General features: G+C 60.4%; 16 protein-coding genes. 5 read left to right on the top strand and 11 right to left on the bottom strand.

The features are described from left to right. Position 1: 1 nt before the first annotated feature. From AC3WTM_RS23420 to AC3WTM_RS23390, 7 genes are read right to left on the bottom strand one after another with little or no spacing between them, the layout of a single operon-like run. The gene (locus tag AC3WTM_RS23420; RefSeq protein WP_102671046.1) at positions 2 to 1,132 is read right to left on the bottom strand and encodes a glycosyltransferase family 4 protein; all 1,131 of its coding nucleotides are present in this window, start codon (positions 1,130 to 1,132) and stop codon (positions 2 to 4) included. Next, positions 1,116 to 2,492, bottom strand: a complete 1,377-nt coding sequence (locus tag AC3WTM_RS23415) for a glycosyltransferase family 4 protein (protein ID WP_102671047.1) — start codon at positions 2,490 to 2,492, stop codon at positions 1,116 to 1,118. Before AC3WTM_RS23415 ends, AC3WTM_RS23420 begins: the two co-directional genes overlap by 17 nt. Further along, positions 2,489 to 3,748 (bottom strand): ABC transporter ATP-binding protein, encoded by a 1,260-nt coding sequence (locus tag AC3WTM_RS23410; protein WP_102671048.1) that lies wholly within the window; start codon positions 3,746 to 3,748, stop codon positions 2,489 to 2,491. The genes AC3WTM_RS23415 and AC3WTM_RS23410 overlap by 4 nt, the downstream gene beginning before the upstream one ends. Next, entirely contained in the window at positions 3,748 to 4,545 is a 798-nt protein-coding gene (locus AC3WTM_RS23405) for an ABC transporter permease (RefSeq protein WP_102671049.1), read from the bottom strand. The genes AC3WTM_RS23410 and AC3WTM_RS23405 overlap by 1 nt, the downstream gene beginning before the upstream one ends. Beyond that, positions 4,546 to 5,988 carry a mannose-1-phosphate guanylyltransferase/mannose-6-phosphate isomerase gene (locus AC3WTM_RS23400; RefSeq protein WP_102671050.1) on the bottom strand — a complete coding sequence of 481 codons (1,443 nt, stop codon included), beginning with the start codon at positions 5,986 to 5,988 and terminating at the stop codon, positions 4,546 to 4,548. It lies immediately after the preceding gene. Positions 5,989 to 5,991: 3 nt separating this feature from the next. Further along, entirely contained in the window at positions 5,992 to 6,963 is a 972-nt protein-coding gene (gene gmd / locus AC3WTM_RS23395; RefSeq protein ID WP_057713902.1) for a GDP-mannose 4,6-dehydratase, read from the bottom strand. Beyond that, complete coding sequence (locus AC3WTM_RS23390; protein ID WP_102671098.1) at positions 6,960 to 7,874, bottom strand: GDP-mannose 4,6-dehydratase; 915 nt, start codon at positions 7,872 to 7,874, stop codon at positions 6,960 to 6,962. Before AC3WTM_RS23390 ends, gmd begins: the two co-directional genes overlap by 4 nt. Positions 7,875 to 8,296: 422 nt before the next feature. Between AC3WTM_RS23390 and AC3WTM_RS23385 the strand changes: the two genes are divergently transcribed. From AC3WTM_RS23385 to AC3WTM_RS23365, 5 genes are read left to right on the top strand one after another with little or no spacing between them, the layout of a single operon-like run. Beyond that, positions 8,297 to 9,955: a glycosyltransferase gene (locus AC3WTM_RS23385; RefSeq protein WP_102671051.1), complete on the top strand. Its 1,659-nt coding sequence runs from the start codon at positions 8,297 to 8,299 to the stop codon at positions 9,953 to 9,955. Next, on the top strand, positions 9,949 to 11,253 hold the full coding sequence (locus AC3WTM_RS23380) for a glycosyltransferase (protein ID WP_102671052.1): 1,305 nt from the start codon (positions 9,949 to 9,951) through the stop codon (positions 11,251 to 11,253). Before AC3WTM_RS23385 ends, AC3WTM_RS23380 begins: the two co-directional genes overlap by 7 nt. Continuing rightward, the gene (locus AC3WTM_RS23375; RefSeq protein WP_102671053.1) at positions 11,250 to 12,116 is read left to right on the top strand and encodes a class I SAM-dependent methyltransferase; all 867 of its coding nucleotides are present in this window, start codon (positions 11,250 to 11,252) and stop codon (positions 12,114 to 12,116) included. Before AC3WTM_RS23380 ends, AC3WTM_RS23375 begins: the two co-directional genes overlap by 4 nt. Then, positions 12,113 to 13,270, top strand: coding sequence for an acyltransferase family protein (locus AC3WTM_RS23370; RefSeq protein WP_102671054.1), 1,158 nt, complete (start codon positions 12,113 to 12,115; stop codon positions 13,268 to 13,270). Before AC3WTM_RS23375 ends, AC3WTM_RS23370 begins: the two co-directional genes overlap by 4 nt. Further along, complete coding sequence (locus tag AC3WTM_RS23365) at positions 13,264 to 14,097, top strand: class I SAM-dependent methyltransferase (RefSeq protein WP_102671055.1); 834 nt, start codon at positions 13,264 to 13,266, stop codon at positions 14,095 to 14,097. The genes AC3WTM_RS23370 and AC3WTM_RS23365 overlap by 7 nt, the downstream gene beginning before the upstream one ends. A 74-nt stretch (positions 14,098 to 14,171) precedes the next feature. On the opposite strand, the gene AC3WTM_RS23360 is transcribed toward AC3WTM_RS23365, so the two are convergent. The 4 genes from AC3WTM_RS23360 to AC3WTM_RS23345 all read right to left on the bottom strand — a co-directional run bounded on the left by AC3WTM_RS23360 (position 14,172) and on the right by AC3WTM_RS23345 (position 18,529). Further along, on the bottom strand, positions 14,172 to 14,960 hold the full coding sequence (locus tag AC3WTM_RS23360; protein ID WP_102671056.1) for an SDR family oxidoreductase: 789 nt from the start codon (positions 14,958 to 14,960) through the stop codon (positions 14,172 to 14,174). 46 nt (positions 14,961 to 15,006) lie between these two features. Beyond that, positions 15,007 to 16,554 carry an amino acid ABC transporter permease/ATP-binding protein gene (locus tag AC3WTM_RS23355; RefSeq protein ID WP_102671057.1) on the bottom strand — a complete coding sequence of 516 codons (1,548 nt, stop codon included), beginning with the start codon at positions 16,552 to 16,554 and terminating at the stop codon, positions 15,007 to 15,009. A gap of 64 nt (positions 16,555 to 16,618) precedes the next feature. After that, a complete protein-coding gene (locus tag AC3WTM_RS23350) occupies positions 16,619 to 17,413 on the bottom strand; it encodes an ABC transporter substrate-binding protein (protein ID WP_102671058.1) in 795 nt (264 codons plus the stop codon). 45 nt (positions 17,414 to 17,458) lie between these two features. Continuing rightward, positions 17,459 to 18,529 (bottom strand): isopenicillin N synthase family dioxygenase, encoded by a 1,071-nt coding sequence (locus AC3WTM_RS23345; RefSeq protein WP_102671059.1) that lies wholly within the window; start codon positions 18,527 to 18,529, stop codon positions 17,459 to 17,461. Between the last annotated feature and the right edge of the window lie 8 nt (positions 18,530 to 18,537).

The following is an 18,537-nucleotide window of genomic DNA, read 5'->3' as shown; positions in this document are numbered from 1 at the left end:
ATCAGTTCTCCATTGCCTGGCGGTAGGCGCGGGCGGTCACCGTCGCGCAACGCTCCCAGGAAAAAAGCTTCGCTCGCTGCAAGCCTGCCTCACGACAGACCTGCCAATGCGCCGGGTCGTCGATCAACCGCAGCAAGGCATCGCGCAAGGAGTCTGGGTCGTGCGCCTCGATGTAGTTGCCGGCATCGCCAGCGACCTCCGGCATCGCCGACTCACCCGTCAGAATTACCGGAGTGCCACTGGCCATGGCTTCCAGCACCGGCAGACCGAACCCCTCGTACAACGAAGGGAAGACCAGCACCCGGGCTCCGGCCAGTAGCTGCGCCAGATCGTCGTCCGACAAGTAACCCAGAAGGCACACATGACCTGACGCGAGGGCCGAACGTAATTCGTCGTTGAACTGCTGACGCTGCCAGCCGGCCATGCCGGCGATCAGCAACGGAAAACGCTGGCGCACGGTTTCCGGCAGCCGGGCATGGGCGCGCAAGGCCAGGGTCAGATTCTTGCGTGGCTCCAGGGTACCGACGCAAAGGAAATACTCCCGCGCCTCGACGCCATGGGCTTTGAGGACCTGATCGATGGCCTCGGGTTCACGGGGGTGGAAGCGCGCGGCCACACCTAGCGGTGCCACCACGAAGCGCTCGGCCGGCAGTGCGAACCAGGCCTGCGCTTGCTCGGCGATGTACTGCGAGTCCGTCAGAATCAGCCGCGCCCGCTGTACGCCGTCGGCCAGTCGCCGCTCGATTTCGCGCAGGCGTGCCGGTGGTTGGGTGTCGGGATAGTGCAGGTGCGTGAGGTCATGCAGTGTGATGATGGTCGGGCCGTTGAACGACAGCGGCCACAGGCTTGGCTCGTGATACAGATCGATGGCCTGGGCGGGGCGCTGGTCAAAACGCTTCTGCTCCAGCCAGCGCCGCGCCTGATAGGCTCCCGGAATCTGTCGCAGTAACGGTGTCAGACGCGAGTAACCGGGCATCGCCGCCTCAGGCAAAGTCGAACTCCAGCCCCAGCCGTGGAACAACGACAACTCGACGTCCGATTCGCGGGCCAGGGCTGTCGCCAGTTCGGCGACATAGTGGCCGATGCCCGTGCGCGGGGCCTGAAGGATGCGGGCGTTAAGGGCAATTCGCATGCTGACTCTCAGGCACCTTCGCATCGCTGTGCAGATTGCGCTGGATGCGTTCGACCAGTTGCGCACTCGCCTCGCGCCAGCTCAGCCAACGCCAGTTATCCAGGTTGAGGGGCGCGGGAAATGCGCCGCCGCTTTCCATGTCGCTGACCAGATCGGCCAGGTTCTGCGGGTCGGAGAGGTCGAAATACGCCATGTACTCGCCACCGATTTCGCGGAACACCGGGATGTCGCTGGCCATGGCCGGCAGGCCTCGCTGCATGGCTTCCACCAGCGGCAAACCGAACCCTTCGACGTAGGACGGGAACACCAGCGATGTCGCGTGGGAATAGGCGTGTTCCAGGCTCTTGTCCGAAAGGTTGTTGAACATGAACAAACGCAGGTTCAATTGCGGATGCTGGCGTATACGCTCGATCAGCGACTCGCATTTCCAGCCGATCTTGCCGACGATGCATAACCGGGCTTTGGAGCCGGCCGCCCAGGCGCGCTCGAACGCGTCCAGCAGATACGCATGGTTCTTGCGCGGCTCGATGGTGCTGACCATCAGGAACACAGGGTCCGGCGTCTTGAACATCTGTAGCAGCCCCGGGTCGACGGTAGACCGGGCATCGGTCAGGTCGAGTTCGGAGCCGAGATGAAAATAGTCGAACCAGCGTTGCTGAACCTGCGCGGTGCCGATCCGGCGGGTCATCTCCTGGCGGACCTGGTCGCGGATGGTGGTCGAGATCGCCACGTAGCCATCAGCGGTGCGGGCGATCCAGTCGAACCATTCGTTGAAGACCTTCACCAATCCTGCGTCGCAAAACTGCGGGTGGGTCAGGGGAATCAGGTCGTAGATCACCGAAACGATGCCGACACCGTCACGCTTGAGTTGTTCGGCCAGGGGGAAGAAGTTGGCGTGCCAGGACGAGTCCAGCAGCACCAATTGGTCGCCGGCGCGATGCTGCAATGGCACGCAACGCTCGGGAACCTTCTGGCCCTTGAGTGCCCGATCAAGCAGGCGCATCGGCAGGCTCAGGCAGGCGAACGCGGTCAGACGACAGCCGACGTAAAGCACCCGGCGGGCGAACTTCGATTGGCTGAAAGGACGGCGACGTTCCAGCGCGCGGTGGCGTAGCCAGAACTGATTGGCGAACTGTTCGAGCTTCACCCGCAGGCTCACCAGATCCACTTTGACGGTCGGCAAGGGTGCCAGGCTTTTCACCTCGAACAACGCGCCATTGATCATCACCACCGGAACGCATTCGCGCCGGGCGTTCGCGGCCGGCAATTGCTGAATGACATTACGAACGACCCGCTGGATGCCCGAGTTGGCATCCGGGTGTTCGAAGACATAGGTACATTCCACCAACAGTCTGGTCATCGCGTCACTCCAACGGATTCCACCCGGTTTTCGCTGGAGCGCGTCACGCTGGTCTGCGCTTCGAGCCAGGAGCAACCCACGAAGTCTTCCTGGCGATTGTTGATCACGTGGAAGACCAGCCCGTAGTCACGCCATTCGAAATTGCGATCCAGGTGCGAATCCAGTCGCGACAGGCTCAAGGCCACCGAATAATTGCCCTTGCCCAGGCGCATGTCGAAGGCAAAACGGTAGGTGATGCGTTCGCCGGCACTCAGGTCAGTGAGGGCCTTGTCGACCCGGTGGGTATTGATACCGTACATGGGTTGGCCAAGGCGATCCTTGATCATGAAGCCGAGAATCAGTCGCTCGATGTCCTGGCGCACCTCGACCTGCACTTCCAGGACCATCGCCTGGCCGACTTCAGCCACCTCCACCGAGCGCCCCTTGGGGTCAAGCAGGCGGACGCTGAGAATGCCCGCTTCGCCTGTCCCGGAGATGGTTTGCACCTGCCCGTTGGCGAGCATTTCCTGACGCACCGTCTGGCCCTCGCGCTGGGCGAGCATGGCGTTGTAGTAGTCCATCACTTCTTCAGGCTTGCCGCGCATGGCCATGCGCCCGTTCTCCAGGAGGATGGCGGTGTCGCAGATCGACTGGATCGCCGAACGGTCATGGGACACGATCAGCAGCGTGGTACCTGCCTTGCGGAAGTTGCGGATGCGATCAAAGCTTTTGTGCTGGAAGTAGGCGTCACCCACGGACAGCGCTTCATCGACGATCAGGATGTCCGGCCGCCGCGCGGTGGCCACGCTGAACGCCAGGCGCATCTGCATGCCGCTGGAATAGGTTCGCACCGGATGGTCGATGGCATCGCCGATTTCGGCGAAGCTCTCGATCTCTGGCATCAGCGATTCGATTTCTTCGACCTGCATGCCAAGCAACTGGCCGGCCATGAAGGTGTTCTGCCGACCGGTGAAGTCCGGGTGGAAGCCCATGCCCAGCTCCAGCAGCGCCGCTACGCGACCTTGCAGCTGGATGTCGCCGCAGGTGGGCTGGGTAGTGCCGGTGATCATCTTCAGCAGCGTGCTTTTGCCGGCACCGTTGACCCCGACGATGCCCACGGCTTCACCCGGCTGAATCTCGAAATCGACCCCTTGCAGCACCCAGTGCAGATGATGTCGGGTGCGGGAAAACGGCACCAGCCATTCGAACAGCCGGCTCCAGCGATTCGGGTACTGCTTATAGGCCTTGCCCAGGCCACTGACACGTATATGTCCCATCAGAGCTCGTCCACCATTTCACCGACACGCTGACGGAACAGCCGCAGCGCCATCCCACAGAACAACAGGCCGATCACCAGCATCGGGACCAGCGAGCTCCAGTCTGGCCATTGGTTGTAGAGAAACAGGTTCTGGTAGCTGTTCATCAGTGCCGTCATCGGGTTCAGCTCGATAAAGCGCTGAATGCCCGGCGGCAGGATCGACAACGGATAAACGATGGGCGTCAGCCAAAACCAGAATTGCAGGCAGATGCCGAAAAGCTGCCCGACGTCGCGAAAGAACACGTTGAGCACGCCCAGAATCATCCCCAGCCCCGCAGCGAAGATCACTTGCAGCACCAGCAACGGTACCAGCGCCAGCAGCGCCATGCCGGGCAGCCGTCCGCTGATCAGCAGGAACCCGAGGAACAACCCCAGGATGATCGCGAAATTGATCCCGGCATTGAGCAGCACGATGACCGGCAGGCAGATGCGCGGGAAGCTGATTTTCTTCAGCAGGTTGGCGTTTTCCAGGAACATGCTCTGGCTGCGTGTCGTGATCTCGGCGAACAGGCCCCAGGTCAGCAGGCCGGCGCACAGGTAGACGCTATAGGCCAACCCGTCATCCACGCCCGGCAAGCGGGCGCGCATGATGGTGGAGAAGATCACCGTGTAGACCAGGATCATCGACAGCGGATTGAGCACGGTCCACAAGGCACCGAACAGCGAGTTGCGATAACGCGCCTGAAACTCCCGTTTGACGCTGCCGAGGATGAAACCCCGGTAACTCCACAGCGATTGGTAAAGATTACGCAGCATTCAAACCGTCCTGCCGTATTGATCTTCGAAGCGGACGATGTCGTCCTCTCCCAGGTATTCGCCGCTTTGCACTTCGATGATCACAAGGTCGATCACGCCGGGATTTTCCAGGCGATGCTTGTGACCGGCGGCAATGAAGGTCGATTCGTTCTTGGCTACCAGGTGCGTGCCGGTGCCATTGTTGGTGACCTTGGCCATACCTTCGACCACCACCCAGTGTTCATTGCGATGGTGGTGCATCTGCAACGACAACTTGGCGCCGGGCTTGACCACGATGCGCTTGATCTTGAAGCGCGGACCTTCCTCAAGCACGGTGTAGGTGCCCCATGGCCGGCTGACCGTACGGTGCAGGCGATAGGCTTCGTGCTCTTTATCCTTGAGTTGCCTGGCCACCCGGCGCACATCCTGGGCACGGTCGGCGTGGGCCACCAACACCGCGTCGGCGGTGTCGACGATGATCAGGTTATCCACACCCACGGTCGCGACCAGGCGGTTATCGCTCTGGACGAAGTTATTGTGGCTGTCGATGAAAATCGATTCGCCGACGGTGCGGTTGTTCTGTGCATCCGCTGGAACCAGCGCGGCCACCGCCCCCCAGGAGCCGATATCGCTCCAGTCGAAACGGGCCGGCACCACGACCACTTTATCGGAGCGCTCCATCAATGCGTAGTCGATGGAAATGTCCATGATTTCGCCAAACAGGACCGGTGACAGTTCCTGTTGCACGCTCCCGGCGTTTTCAACGGGGGCGCTGGCGGCCATGCAGGTTTGCGTCTGCTCCAGCAAATCCGGCGCATGGGTTTGCAGTTCGGCCAGCAGGGTGGCGACCGAGAAGCAGAACATCCCGGAGTTCCACAGGAAGTTGCCGCTTTCCACGTAATGAGTCGCGGTTTGCAGGTCGGGTTTTTCGACGAAGCGCCGCACGCGGGCAGCGCCTTTATCGTCCAGCGATGTGCCGGCTTCAATGTAGCCGAAGCCGGTTTCCGGAGCGGTCGGCACGACACCGAAGGTCACCAGGTGACCGCGCCTGGCCAATATCACGGCATGCTCGACCGCGTCCTTCAGTGCGTCGACATTGACGATCAGGTGGTCTGCGGGCATGACCAGCATGATCGCGTCGTCACCATGCAGGGCCTGGAGGGAGAGGGCGGCGGCGGCAATGGCCGGCGCCGTGTTACGTCCCGTCGGCTCAAGCAGGAAGTGTCCGCGATGGCGGCCAAGGTGCGCGTCCCGAAAGTGATCCTTGCTCTGGAAGTAGTATTCGCGGTTGGTCACCGTGACGATATCGCCCCAGCCGTCGAGCAGGTCCGCGGCGCGCCGATAGGTCTTGCCCAGCAGCGACTGGCCGTCGGGCAATGCCATGAACGGTTTGGGATGGCCTTCACGCGACACCGGCCACAACCTTGTCCCGGCACCGCCGGAGAGAATCACGGGAATCAGCATGGCCTACTCCTTGGCGACGCGTTTCATGTCCGCATCCATCATCATGCGGATCAAGGTATCCAGGTCGGTTTTTGGTTTCCAGCCCAGCACACGCTGGGCCTTGGCCGGGTTGCCGAGCAGCACTTCGACTTCGGCCGGGCGGAAGAACGCCGGGTCGATCTTCACGAAATCGCGGTAGTTCAGGCCAACGTGATCGAAGGCTATCCGGCACATCTCGCGCACGGTGGTGGTGACGCCGGTGGCCACTACGAAGTCATCGGGCTTGTCCTGTTGCAGCATCAGCCACATGGCTTCGACGTAGTCCCCGGCAAAGCCCCAGTCGCGCTTGGCATCGATGTTGCCCAGGCACAGTTCCTGCTGCTTGCCCTGCTTGATGCGGGCGGCGGCGTCGGTGACTTTGCGCGTCACGAACTCGATGCCGCGCAGCGGTGATTCATGGTTGAACAGAATGCCGCTGCTGGCGTGCAGGTTGAAGCTTTCGCGGTAGTTCACGGTGATCCAGTGGCCGTATAGCTTGGCCACGCCATAAGGGCTGCGCGGATAGAAAGGGGTGTTCTCGTCCTGCTGCTCGGCCTGGATCAGGCCGAACATTTCGCTGGTGGACGCCTGGTAGAAACGCGTGTGCGGGCTGAACTGACGGATCGCTTCGAGCAGGTGGGTAACGCCCAGGCCGTCGACGATGCCGGTGGTCACCGGTTGATCCCAGGAAGCCGCGACAAAGCTTTGTGCGGCAAGGTTGTAGATCTCGTCCGGCGCCGATTTGATCACCGCGCGCTGCACTGAACAGGCATCGGCCATATCGCCGTCCAGGTAGACGATGTCCGCCTCGACCCCCATCTCGCGCAGGCGCCAGCGCGAGTCGCTGCTGCGACGCGCCACCAGGCCGTGGACTTTGTAGCCCTTGTCGAGCAACAGTTTCGCCAGATAAGCGCCATCCTGGCCGGTGATACCTGTGATCAATGCACTTTTAGTCATTCTTGTCGTACTCGCTTCTCCCAGTCGGACAGGATCGCCCGCAGGGATTGTTGTGTTGTGATTTCAGGCTTCCATTCGGTGGTTTGGGTCAGCCTGGCAGGGCTGCCACACACACGTCGCTGATCCGCGCGGCGAAGTCGCGCAGGGTCCTGGACCAATTGCAGGTCGACCTGGGCAAGATCTGCCAGCTGTTCGATCAAACTGCGAATGCTCTGCTCGCGCCCCGAGCAAATGTTGTAGACCTGCCCCGGTGTGCCTTTTTCCAGCAAGGCCAGGTAGGCCGAAACCACGTCCCCGACATCGAGGAAATCGCGCGTGACGTCGATGTCCCCGACCTCCAGTTGTGGCCCTTGCAGGCCTTGCTTGATCCGGCAGATCTGACGGGCGGCGCTGGCGATGACGAAGCTGTCTTTCTGCCCGGTACCGATGTGGTTGAACGGGCGGGCGACCAGTACGGGCCAGTCTTCGCTCAGGCCCCATTGCAAGCTCAGGAACTCGGCCGACAGTTTGCTCACGGCATAGGGATTGCGCGGGCAGGGTAGTTGCAATTCAGTGATGGGCAGATGCTCTTCAGAGACCTGGCCATAGACATCGCCGGAGCTGACGTACAGAAATGTGCCGCTGAAGCCGCGCGCCTTCAGGGCTTGCAGCAGGTTCAGGGTGCCCAGCAGATTGATATTCAGGGTACCGGCCGGATCACGAAAAGCCTCCGGCACGAACGTCTGGCCGGCCAGGTGGATCACCGCATCGGGCATGACCGGCCACAAGCCTTCGAGGCTGTCCGGCGCGGCAAGATCGTAGCGGCCGGGAACAGGCAACAGCTCCCATTCCGAGGCGTCAGCCTGCAAACGCGATTGGATGTGTTGTCCTACGAATCCAGTCAGACCCGTGACAAACAGACGTTTTTTCAACAGCGACCCCCCGGTCATGCATTTCACCCAATTCCCACAGGCTTTACGGAAAAATCAACGAACCAACAGGATGGTTCGAAAGACAGGTGAAATGTTTGTTGTAGTTGTTTGGTAGCCAATCTGTGCCATTTGCTCGGCAATTTCAACAGGTCCAACCGTGACTGGTCAGTTCTCGTCAGAGTAACCCGATTTATTCTCGTCGGGCGGTTCACGAATCCTCAACGGATGTGGTTAGAATGCCCCTCGTCACGATTACCCGGGGTTCGGCAGCGTCGCTTCGAAACTGCGAGAAACTGACCACTAAAACAAGAACGAAGACGGGCAGGAAGACGATGGACGAGCGCCAGTAAACACGGACTCGAACCGTATCCTCCCCGTCATAGCGTGAGGCTGCCGGGATGGCGGCGTCACCGTGGGATGCCATGAATTTTATTCTTTACTCCGACGTCAACGACAGCTCCATCAGCCAGAGTCTCGGCCGTCCAGAATACAGTTACTACTTCGTGCTCAAGGCGTACCGACCGTTGTTCGAAAGCCTCGGGACGGTGCATGTGGTGTCATCGGCCGCCGAGGTCGACCCGCTGTATTGGCAGTTGCAGCAGGCCGGTCAGGACTGCCTGTTTATTTCGTTCGCGCCACCGCACAAGACCCCCACCGACTTGCAATGCCCTATGGTGTGCGTGGTTGCCTGGGAGTTCGACAGCATTCCCGCCGAGCACTGGGACAACGATCCGCGTCAAGACTGGAGCCAGACACTGGCGCGCCTGGGGCGAGTGATCACCTTGTCCACCCACACCGCCGAAGCCATCCGCCGGACCCTGGGCGACGACTTCCCGGTGCTGGTGCTGCCGACGCCTTTGTGGGAACGCTTCGCCGGCATCCGCCAGCAATATCCCGGTACGCCGGTGAACGCGGGTGCCACGCTGCAGATCAAGGGTTGCATCCTGGACAGCCGATCGATGGGGTTGTCCGCCGATGGTTTGATCGCGCCGATCATCGAGCAAGCACCAGAGGAAATCGTCGAGCAGGAACCAGAGCCGGAACCAGAACCTGAATCAGCGCCACCGCCACCGTTGACCCTGCGGCGGCGCCTTTTCATCACCAAACATTACCTGCGCGAAGCCTGTCGAGCCCTGTCGGCAGACAGCGAGCACTCGTCGCTGTTCCTGCTTAAACACTACCTGCTGTTGTGGTATCGCGAAGCTGTTCGCGATCTGGTGCCGGATGCCGTTCGGCCGTGGCTGGCCAGGTTTCGCACGCCTCAACCGTTGCCGATCGAACCTGCGGTCAGCGAAGCTCCCGCGCCGGATGAACCCGTCATCAGCGCGACTTGCGCGCAGGACGAGCATCCACAAGCGGCTTTCCCCGACACCAGTCAAACGGTGGAAATCGAGGTCGATGGCGTCATCTACGTGAGCGTGTTCAATCCCGATGACGGGCGCAAGAACTGGCATCACCTGATCACGGCGTTCTGCTGGGCGCTGCGTGATGTGCAAGACGCCACGCTCGTGTTGAAGATGACCCAGAACGACCTGTCGACCTATTACGTCGAGCTCATGACCTTGCTGTCCCAGCTCTCGCCCTTCGCCTGTCGCGTGGTGGTCATGCACGGTTATCTGCAGGACGAGCAGTTCGCCCGTCTTTATGGCGCGGCGAGCTACTACGTCAACGCTTCACGTTGCGAAGGCTTGTGCCTGCCGCTGATGGAGTTCATGTCCTGCGCCCGGCCTGTCATCGCCCCGAACCACACGGCGATGCGCGACTATATCGACGAGCGTGTGGCTTTCGTCGTCAAGTCCAGCCAGGAGCCGACGATCTGGCCGGAAGACGCGCGCATCCTGTACCGCACATTGCGCCACCGTCCGGACTGGGGGTCGTTGAAAACGGCTTATGAGAACAGCTACGCGATGGCAAAGAATCAGCCGGACGCCTGGCAAGCCATGGCGGACGCGGCCAGCGAACGCATGCGCCAGTACTGCAGCTTCGCGCCGGTGCAGCAGCGGCTGGCGCTGTTCTTCAAACAGGAACCTGCCCGGGACGTCGTGCCGGTGGTTGCCGAAAGGGGGGCTGCATCGTGCTGATCATCATTCATTCGGAAACCAACAAGAGCAACATCCAGCAGAATCTTGGGCGGCCCGAGTACAGCTATTACTTCGTCCTCAAGGAATTCCGCCCGGTGCTCGAACGGCTGGGGCAGGTGATCGAGGTCAGCAACCCGGACGAGTTGGTCGATCGGCTGTATTTCGATTGCCTGAGCCGGGGCGAAGACTGCGTGTTCCTGTCCTTTTCCCCGCCGCATCGCACACCGGTCCACTACGCGTGCCCGACGATTCCGGTGTTCGCCTGGGAGTTCAGCACCATTCCCACCGAGAGCTGGCAGGGCGAACCACGGCATGACTGGCGGACGGTGTTGGGCTCCTGCGGGACGGCGATCACTCACTCCAGTTTTACTGTGAATGCCGTACGCGATGTGATGGGCCCCAATTACCCGATCAGTGCTATCGCAGCACCTGTCTGGGACCGTTTTGCCGCCCGTGGCGAGCTTCTGGACAAGCGTCCGGTTGTGGGGCCCACACGTCTGAACCTGCGTGGGCTGTTGATCGACAGTCGCACCACGGACTTGCGCCCCTACGGCCCCGAACGTTTGCGCGAAGGCACGCCGGTCGCCTTCGACCAACCGCCGCGCGATTGCGAGCTGGTGCTCGAGGGCGTGGTCTACACCTCGGTGTTCAATCCCTATGACGGACGCAAGAACTGGAAGGACATGATCAGTGCGTTCTGCACGGCCTTTCGCGACATGCCCGACGCGACCTTGGTGCTCAAGCTCACGCACCATGACATCGCCAACGCTTTGAACGACATGCTGCACCACGTCTACAAGAATCAGTCCTACCAGTGCCGCATCGTGTTGATCGACGGCTTTCTGTCCGACATCGACTACGAGCGCCTGGTCGAGGCCACCAGTTACGTCGTCAACTGCTCCTACGGCGAAGGGCAATGCCTGCCGTTGATGGAGTTCATGTCCTGCGGCAAGCCGGCCATTGCGCCGCTGAACACCGCCATGGCCGACTACATCGACCGTGACAACGCGTTTATCGTCGAAGGCACCGACGAACTGACATCCTGGCCCCACGATCCTCGCGCAGCGTATCGTACCCTGCGTTACGTCACGGATTGGGACTCACTGTGTACGGCATTTTCCGCCAGCCATGACGTCGCCAGGCAGGACGTCGAGCGCTATCAGCGAATGTCGGCCCATGCCGTGGGCAGCCTGCAGGGGTTTTGCAGCCAGGCCGTTGCCGAACAGCGCCTGAAGGCCGTGTTCGAGCAGTTGCGGCAACGGCGTGAAGCAAACTGCGCACAAGCGTCGGGCACATGATTCGGCGCCTGCTTGCGAAGTTGCGGCCCGCACCGGTAGCGGTCGCCCCAGCAGAAACGCGGGTCTCGCCCAGGGACATCGGTTTGTACGATGCCCTGCTCGACGGCTGGTTTCTCGGTGACAGCGGTGAATTGCTCAAAGGGTTTGCCATCACCGCCGACGACACCTTGCTGGATGTCGGCTGCGGTGAAGGCGTGGCGACTTTGTTCGCGGTCCGCCAGGGCGCTTCGGTGATTTTCACCGACAGTGAACACGACAAGGTCCGCGAACTTGCCCGGCAAGTGGCGGCGCAATCAGACAAGCCGAGCCTGGGGTTGGTCAGCAACAGTTTGCCGCTGCCGTTGGCCGAGGGCTGCGCCAGCAAAGTCGTGTGCATGGAAGTACTGGAACACATCGATCAGCCAGAACCCTTCATGGCCGAACTGGTGCGCATGGGCCGCCCCGGCGCGCTGTATCTGCTGAGCGTGCCGTCCCCGGTGGGCGAACATTTGCAGAAGGGCATCGCTCCGGCCAGCTATTTCCAATCGCCCAATCACGTACAGATTTTCAGCCCCGAGCGATTCGCCGCGCTGGTGGAAGACGCGGGCCTGGTCATCGAGCATCGCCAGGCGTCCGGTTTTTTCTGGGTCATGGGCATGATTTTTTTCTGGGCCAGCGAGCGGGCTGCCGGGCGTGAATTGGGTGGCGCGGTTCGCGACCGGATTCAGGCGCCGTATCCGCCGCTGATGGAGAGCTGGGCGAAAACCTGGCAGGACTTGCTGGCCCAACCAGACGGGTTGGCGATCAAGCAGATGCTGGATCAGTTCATGCCCAAGAGCCAGGTGATCATTGCTCGCAAACCTCAAGTCCAGGAGGGCGCATGAGCAACGAAAAACGAATCATGGACATCGAGTTGTTGCGTGGCATTGCGGTGCTCGGGGTGCTGTTTCATCACCTGCAGGACAGCCTGTTCGCGGCGGCCGTGCCGTTGTTGCAAGCCATCACGTTGTACAGTCAGCCGTGGTGGGGCGTGGATCTGTTTTTCGCGATCTCGGGCTTCGTCATTGCCCGCAGCCTGATCCCGGCCTTGCGCCGTTGTACAACGCGTCAGGAATATTGGCAACAGACGCGTAATTTCTGGTTGAGACGGGCCTTTCGATTGCTCCCTTCAGCCTGGTTATGGCTGGCGCTGATGTTGCTGGCGTGCCTTTTTCTGAACCGCTCCGGCGCGTTCGGCACCCTGCACGCGAACATTCAAGCGACCCTGGCCGGCATCGCCCAATACGCCAATTTCCGCTTTGCCGACAGTTTTTATCACTACGAGTACGGCACCAGTTTCGTGTACTGGAGCCTGTCGCTGGAAGAGCAGTTCTACCTGCTGTTTCCGCTGATGATCGTGCTGTTTCGCAAGTACCTGGTGTGGGCGTTGCTGGCGCTGGTTGCGGTGCAATTGTTCACCTTGCGCACGCCGATCCTGATGGTAGTGCGCACCGATGCGCTGGCCCTTGGCGTGCTGTTGGCGATTTGGAGTACACAACCGTCGTACCTGCGCTGGGAGCCAAAATTCTTGCGTCGTCCATGGGCGGGCGTTGCCGCATTGATCGCGCTGTCGTTGCTGCTCAGCTTCATGGCAACGGATCGTTTCACCTTCACCTCTTACCGGATCGGCGTGATTGCGGTGCTGTGCGCGCTGCTGGTCTGGATCGCTTCTTACAACCGCGATTACCTGTTGCCGCGCGGCGTGTTCAAAAACCTGATGACGTGGGTCGGCAGCCGTTCCTATGGGATTTACTTGATCCATATCCCGGCCTACTTGCTGGTTCGTGAGTTCATTTTCCGTTTGCAGGCTGCCGGGCTGCCCAGTCCGGCTGGCCATCCGATCTTGATGTTGCTGATGGCTGGCGGCCTGATCGTGCTGCTGAGCGAACTCAACTATCGCATCATCGAAATGCCCATGCGCAACCGCGGCGCCTCGCTGGTCAAACGCCTGGGCACTTCCCGAACAGCCGTCACATCCTCTGGAGCCACCTCATGCTGAGCCTTTTGAAGAAACTCACGGCGGGCACGCCCGCGCCTGTGCAGCCAGAGACACCGCCCGCGGCGCCAGTGGCGGAGAAAGTCGACCCTTACATGCTCGGCTTGCACGATGCGATGCTCAGTGGCTGGTTCAATCAGCAGACCGGCGAACTGTTCACCGGATTCCCGGTGACCCCCGAGGACACGCTGCTGGATGTTGGTTGCGGCGACGGTGGCAACGTGCATTTCTGCGGGATGCGCGGGGCGAAGATCATCATCGCCGATATCGACGCGGCCAAGGTTGAAGCGACCCGCCTGCGCCTGAGCGATACACCGGCCCGCGACGTCGAATGCCATGTCACCGACTGCAACCCGCTGCCGATTGCCGATGCGACCGCCACGCGGGTGGTGTCGACCGAGGTCATCGAACACGTGGACGATCCGGCGCAGTTCCTCGCTGAACTGGTGCGCGTCGGCAAACCGGGCGCGCTGTACCTGCTGAGCGTCCCGCATCCCAGCTCCGAAGACTTGCAGAAAGATATCGCGGCGGCCGAGTATTTCCAGAAGCCCAACCACATTCGCATCATCAGCGAAGAGCAGTTCAAGGCCATGGTCAGCGATGCCGGCCTGGAAGTGATCAGCCACAGCCAGTACGGGTTCTACTGGTCGATGTGGATGCTGTTGTTCTGGGAAGCCAAGGTCGATTTCAGCAACCCGGACCATCCGTTGCTCAACCACTGGGCGGATACCTGGCAGGCGATCCTGGCTTCGCCACGGGGCGCACAGATCAAGCAGGCGCTGGATGCCGTGGTGGCGAAAAGTCAGGTGATCATTGCGCGTAAACCCTGATTAGCAACGCTCACCCGGGCGAGGCCGCGAACTCAAGCCTGATTGCCCGGGTACACCTGCATAGCCCTTGCCCATTATTGGCTGGAGCGAACGGCCCCTCCATCGATCAACAGGTTCTGCCCGGTCAGGTAGCCCGCATGGTTGCTGCAAACGAAGGCACACAGCGCACCGAACTCTTCGGGTGAGCCGAAGCGTTTGGCAGGAATTTCGCTACGGCATTGGCCAAGGAATTCCTCGCTGTCCTGCCCCGATTCCTGGGCAGCAGCGACCAGGTTGTCACGCAGTCGATCGGTGTCGAATGAGCCTGGTTGCAGGTTGTTGATCGTCACATTGCGACTGGCGATGTTTTCTTGCCGGGCAAGCCCTGCGATAAAGCCCGTCAGGCCACTGCGCGCGCCGTTGGACAGGCCCAGGCTTTCGATAGGGGACTTCACGGCACTCGACGTGATGTTGATGATTCGACCAAATCCACGTGTCGCCATACCGTCTACCGTGGCCTTGATCAACTCGATAGGCGTCAGCATGTTGGCATCCAGCGCCTTGAGCCAGGCGTCGCGATTCCATTCGCGAAAATCCCCGGGGGGAGGGCCTCCAGCGTTGTTGATCAAGATATCGAAATGCTCGTGGGCCATGAGCGCTGCCGCCCGACCCTCGGCCGTCGAAATGTCTCCGGCTACGGCGATGACCGTTACTTCAGGATTTAGCGCTCTGAGCTCACGGGCTGTTTCATTGAGCGTGTGCTCGCCGCGTGCGGTGATCACCACGTTCACGCCTTCATGGACGAGTGCCTGTGCGCAGGCTTTGCCCAGACCTTTGCTGGCGGCGCATACCAGCGCCCAGCGTCCTGCTATTCCCAGATTCATGTGCGTTTTCCTGAAATAAGAATGCTCAAAGAAAGTGGTTGCCTATTCATGCATGATCCACCGTTGCAGACCGGCTTGGCGATCGAGCACTGATGCCCATGAAGCGCCGCACTCGTTCTCCTTCGGCATCGCATCGTATGGTTTCAGGTGCGGCATCCAGTTGGATATTACCGTTCTCCATGAATACGACCCGGTCGGATATCGACATGGCAAAGTCCATTTCGTGGGTCACGATCAGCATGGTCATGCCCTCTTTGGCCAGGTCGCGGATCACGTTCAGCACGTCGTTGACCAGTTCCGGGTCGAGGGCCGAGGTCGGCTCGTCGAACAGCATGATCTGCGGTTCCATCGCCAGGGCTCGAGCGATCGCCACACGCTGTTGCTGCCCACCGGAGAGCTGGTGCGGGTACTTGTGGGCATGGGCCAGCAGGCCGACCTTGTCCAGTAGCGCATAGGCACGATGTTCACTCAGCTCGCCCGGCTGGCCATGGTAACGGGGCGCCAGGGTGACGTTGTCGAGAATGGTGCGGTGCGGGAACAGGTTGAAGTTCTGGAACACCATGCCGATGTGCCGCACGCCTTTGCGCAGGCGGGTGCTGTTGGGTTTGTCCGACGCTTCGATGAATTTTTCGCCGAACAACAGAATATCGCCGGTATCGATGGTTTCCAGGCCGTTGACGGTGCGGATCAGCGACGTCTTGCCGGAGCCGGATGGCCCGATGATCGAGACCACCTGGCCGTATTCGACATTCAGGTCGATGCCCATCAGTACCTTGTGGGTGCCATAGCTTTTCTGGATGTTCTTCAGTTGCAGGATGGGCGTCGCATTGTTGCCTGCCGCTTTGCGCGCAGTGTCGGGCAATGCTTCGGCGCTGGCCCTGAAGTTGGCTATGGCGGCCGCGTCGAGTGTGTGAGGCTTGCGGAAGTTCAGATCCAGGTAGCGCTCAAGGCGCTGCAGGAAAAAACCGAACACGGTGACGATCAACACGTAATAGACGCCTACTGCCGCCAGGGTTTCCATGACCAGAAAGTTGGTGGCATAGAGGCGTTGGCCGACCGTGAGGATTTCGGTCAGGGAGATGACCGAGACCAGCGATGTCAGCTTGACCACCGTGATGTATTCATTGATCAGCGTGGGCAGCGAAATGCGGAAAGCCTGGGGGATCACGATCAAGCGTTGCATGCCGAACAGGCCGACACCCAGCGCCCGCCCGGCTTCCTTCTGGCCTTTGGCCACGGAGATCAGGCCACCACGATGGATTTCCGCCATGTACGCTGCTTCAGTGACCACCAGGGCCAGCAGGCCTGAGTAGAAGGGGTTGGACAGAATCGGTCCGCTACCGGGAAACAATTGCGGCAAGTTGTAGACGAAGACCACCAGCACCAGCAACGGAATGCTGCGGAAGAACCAGATGTAGATCGCTGCGGGAATGCGCAACAAGGGCGTGTGGGACAGCTTGGCCGTGGCCAGGACAAAACCCAGCAGCATGCCGATGAACCAGGCCAGGGCGCTGAGCTGGACCACCGTTACGCAGGCCTTCCAGAAGTCCGGCAGGGAGAACAGGGACAGGAAATATGACCAATCGAATTGCATGGGGCACCTCGATCTGCCGCCCCGGTGCAGGGGCGGCAGATGACCAGACTACAAGGACAGGTTCTTAATTGGCAGTCGGTTCTTCCAAGCCATATTTCTGGAGAATTGCGGCGTATTCACCGCTCTTTTTGCTCTCCTCGAAGGCCTTTTGCACGGCCTGGAAGGTTTCGTCGTTACCTTTCTTGACGAAGATGCCCAGGGTTTGCTGATAAATCGGATGCTCGGTGGTGATGACTACCCGGCCGTTGGTCTTTTCCGCGATCATTTTTGCCGCGCCGGCGATTTCAACCTGGGCCTGAATGTTCTTGGACAACAAGGCTTGGGTCACTTCGGGGGCCGAAGGGTACTCGCTGACGGTGATGGCGCCTTTGTTGTTCGGCACGCAGTAGTCGTCGGAGAGCTTCTTGAATTCCTTGACCCAGGTGGTGCCCTGTTCCAGGCCCAGTTTCAGGCCGCACAGGTCTTCAGGCTTCTTCGCATTGATCTCGCTGCCCTTGGGCACCATGACCGCGGCACCGGTGTTGGCGTAGGCGATGGTCTGGGCCTGAGTCTGGCGCTCTGGCGTGATGTACATGCCGGAAATGACTGCGTCGTACTTGCCGGAGTTCAAGCCCAGGATCAGGCTCGGGAACTTGGTGTCGACGAACTCCACCTTGGCGTTCATGTGCTTGGCCAGTGCCGTTGCCAGTTCGGGGTCCGAACCCACCACGTTTTTGTCCTTGTCATAGGACTCAAAGGGAGGGTAGGTGATCTCCATGCCGACCTTGAACGTGTCTGCCGCGGCCATGCTCACCGAGGCACCGAACATCCCGGCTGCCAACACAGCCAGGCTCAAAAGGTTTTTCTTATTGTTTTTCATGATGTACTGACTCCGGCGTAGGTAGGGGTTAGCTGAAAACTTCAATCAGGACAGTTGAGCCTGATTTTTCAAATGTCCGAAACTGGCGGGCTTGCGTGCCTTGCCTGGCAGTTGAACTTCCCCGTTGGCCACCCTCTGGCGCAGATACTGATAGGTCTGCAGCGCTTGGCCATACATGTGTTCGCCGATGGTGATTTCTTCGTAGTCGTTGCCTGCCTGTGCGAACCCGGGCAGTGGTTTGATCTGGGTGTGATAGTCGCAGGCATAAAACAGCGGAAAGGAATAACGTTCCTCCTTCACGCTGCGAACCCGGTGCGCGGTGGCTACGAATGCGCCTGCGGTCATCACTTCCAGCATGTCGCCGATGTTGACCACAAAGGCATCGGCAATCGGTGGTGCATCGATCCATTGGCCAAGGTTGTTCATCACCTCAAGGCCTGGCTTGTCGGCCAAAAGGATGGTGAAGCACTCGTAATCAGTATGGGCTCCAAGACCCGGTGCGTCATGGGCTGCGCCGTCGAAGGGGTAGTGGATCAGGCGCAGCTTGGACGGGGGACGGGTGACCAGGCCGTCGAAATAGTTTTCTTCCAGGCCCAAGGTCAGGGCGAAGCCGCTGAACAGGCGCCGGCCCAAGGCGAAGATGGCTTCATAGTAGGCCTGCACCGACGCCTTGAAACCTTGCAACTGCGGCCAGTCATTGGGTCCCAGCAATGGCGTGTTGGTCAGCACCAGCGGGTCATCGGCCGGGACTTCGAAGCCGACGTCAAAGGCTTCCTTGTGGTCCGGCTTGCCCTTGGAATAGACCTCTTCGCCTTCGGGCACAAATCCCTTGTGGGTTTGGGAGGTGCCGATGTAGTGCTGCATCTTGGTGTCGAAGGGCTGGTCGAAAAAGTCCTTGGCCGCCTTGCGCAGGTTGGCGATCAATTGCGGGTCGATACCGTGATCGGTGATGTAGAGGAAACCGACCTCACTGGCGGCGCGCCCCAATTGTTCGGCAACGGCCAGGCGGTGTTCCAGCTCAAAGCTGAACAGACCGGCGATGTTTACCACCGGGATGCTGTTGAAGTTGGCTTTTTGTGTGTCAGTGCTGGCGCTGTTGTTTTTATTGTCAGGCATGACGCATC

It is taken from the genome of Pseudomonas sp. EU05-FHT14B02, assembly GCF_058791055.1.
The sequence above is the reverse complement of the archived record's forward strand: the minus strand, read 5'-3'. Positions and strand labels throughout refer to the sequence as shown.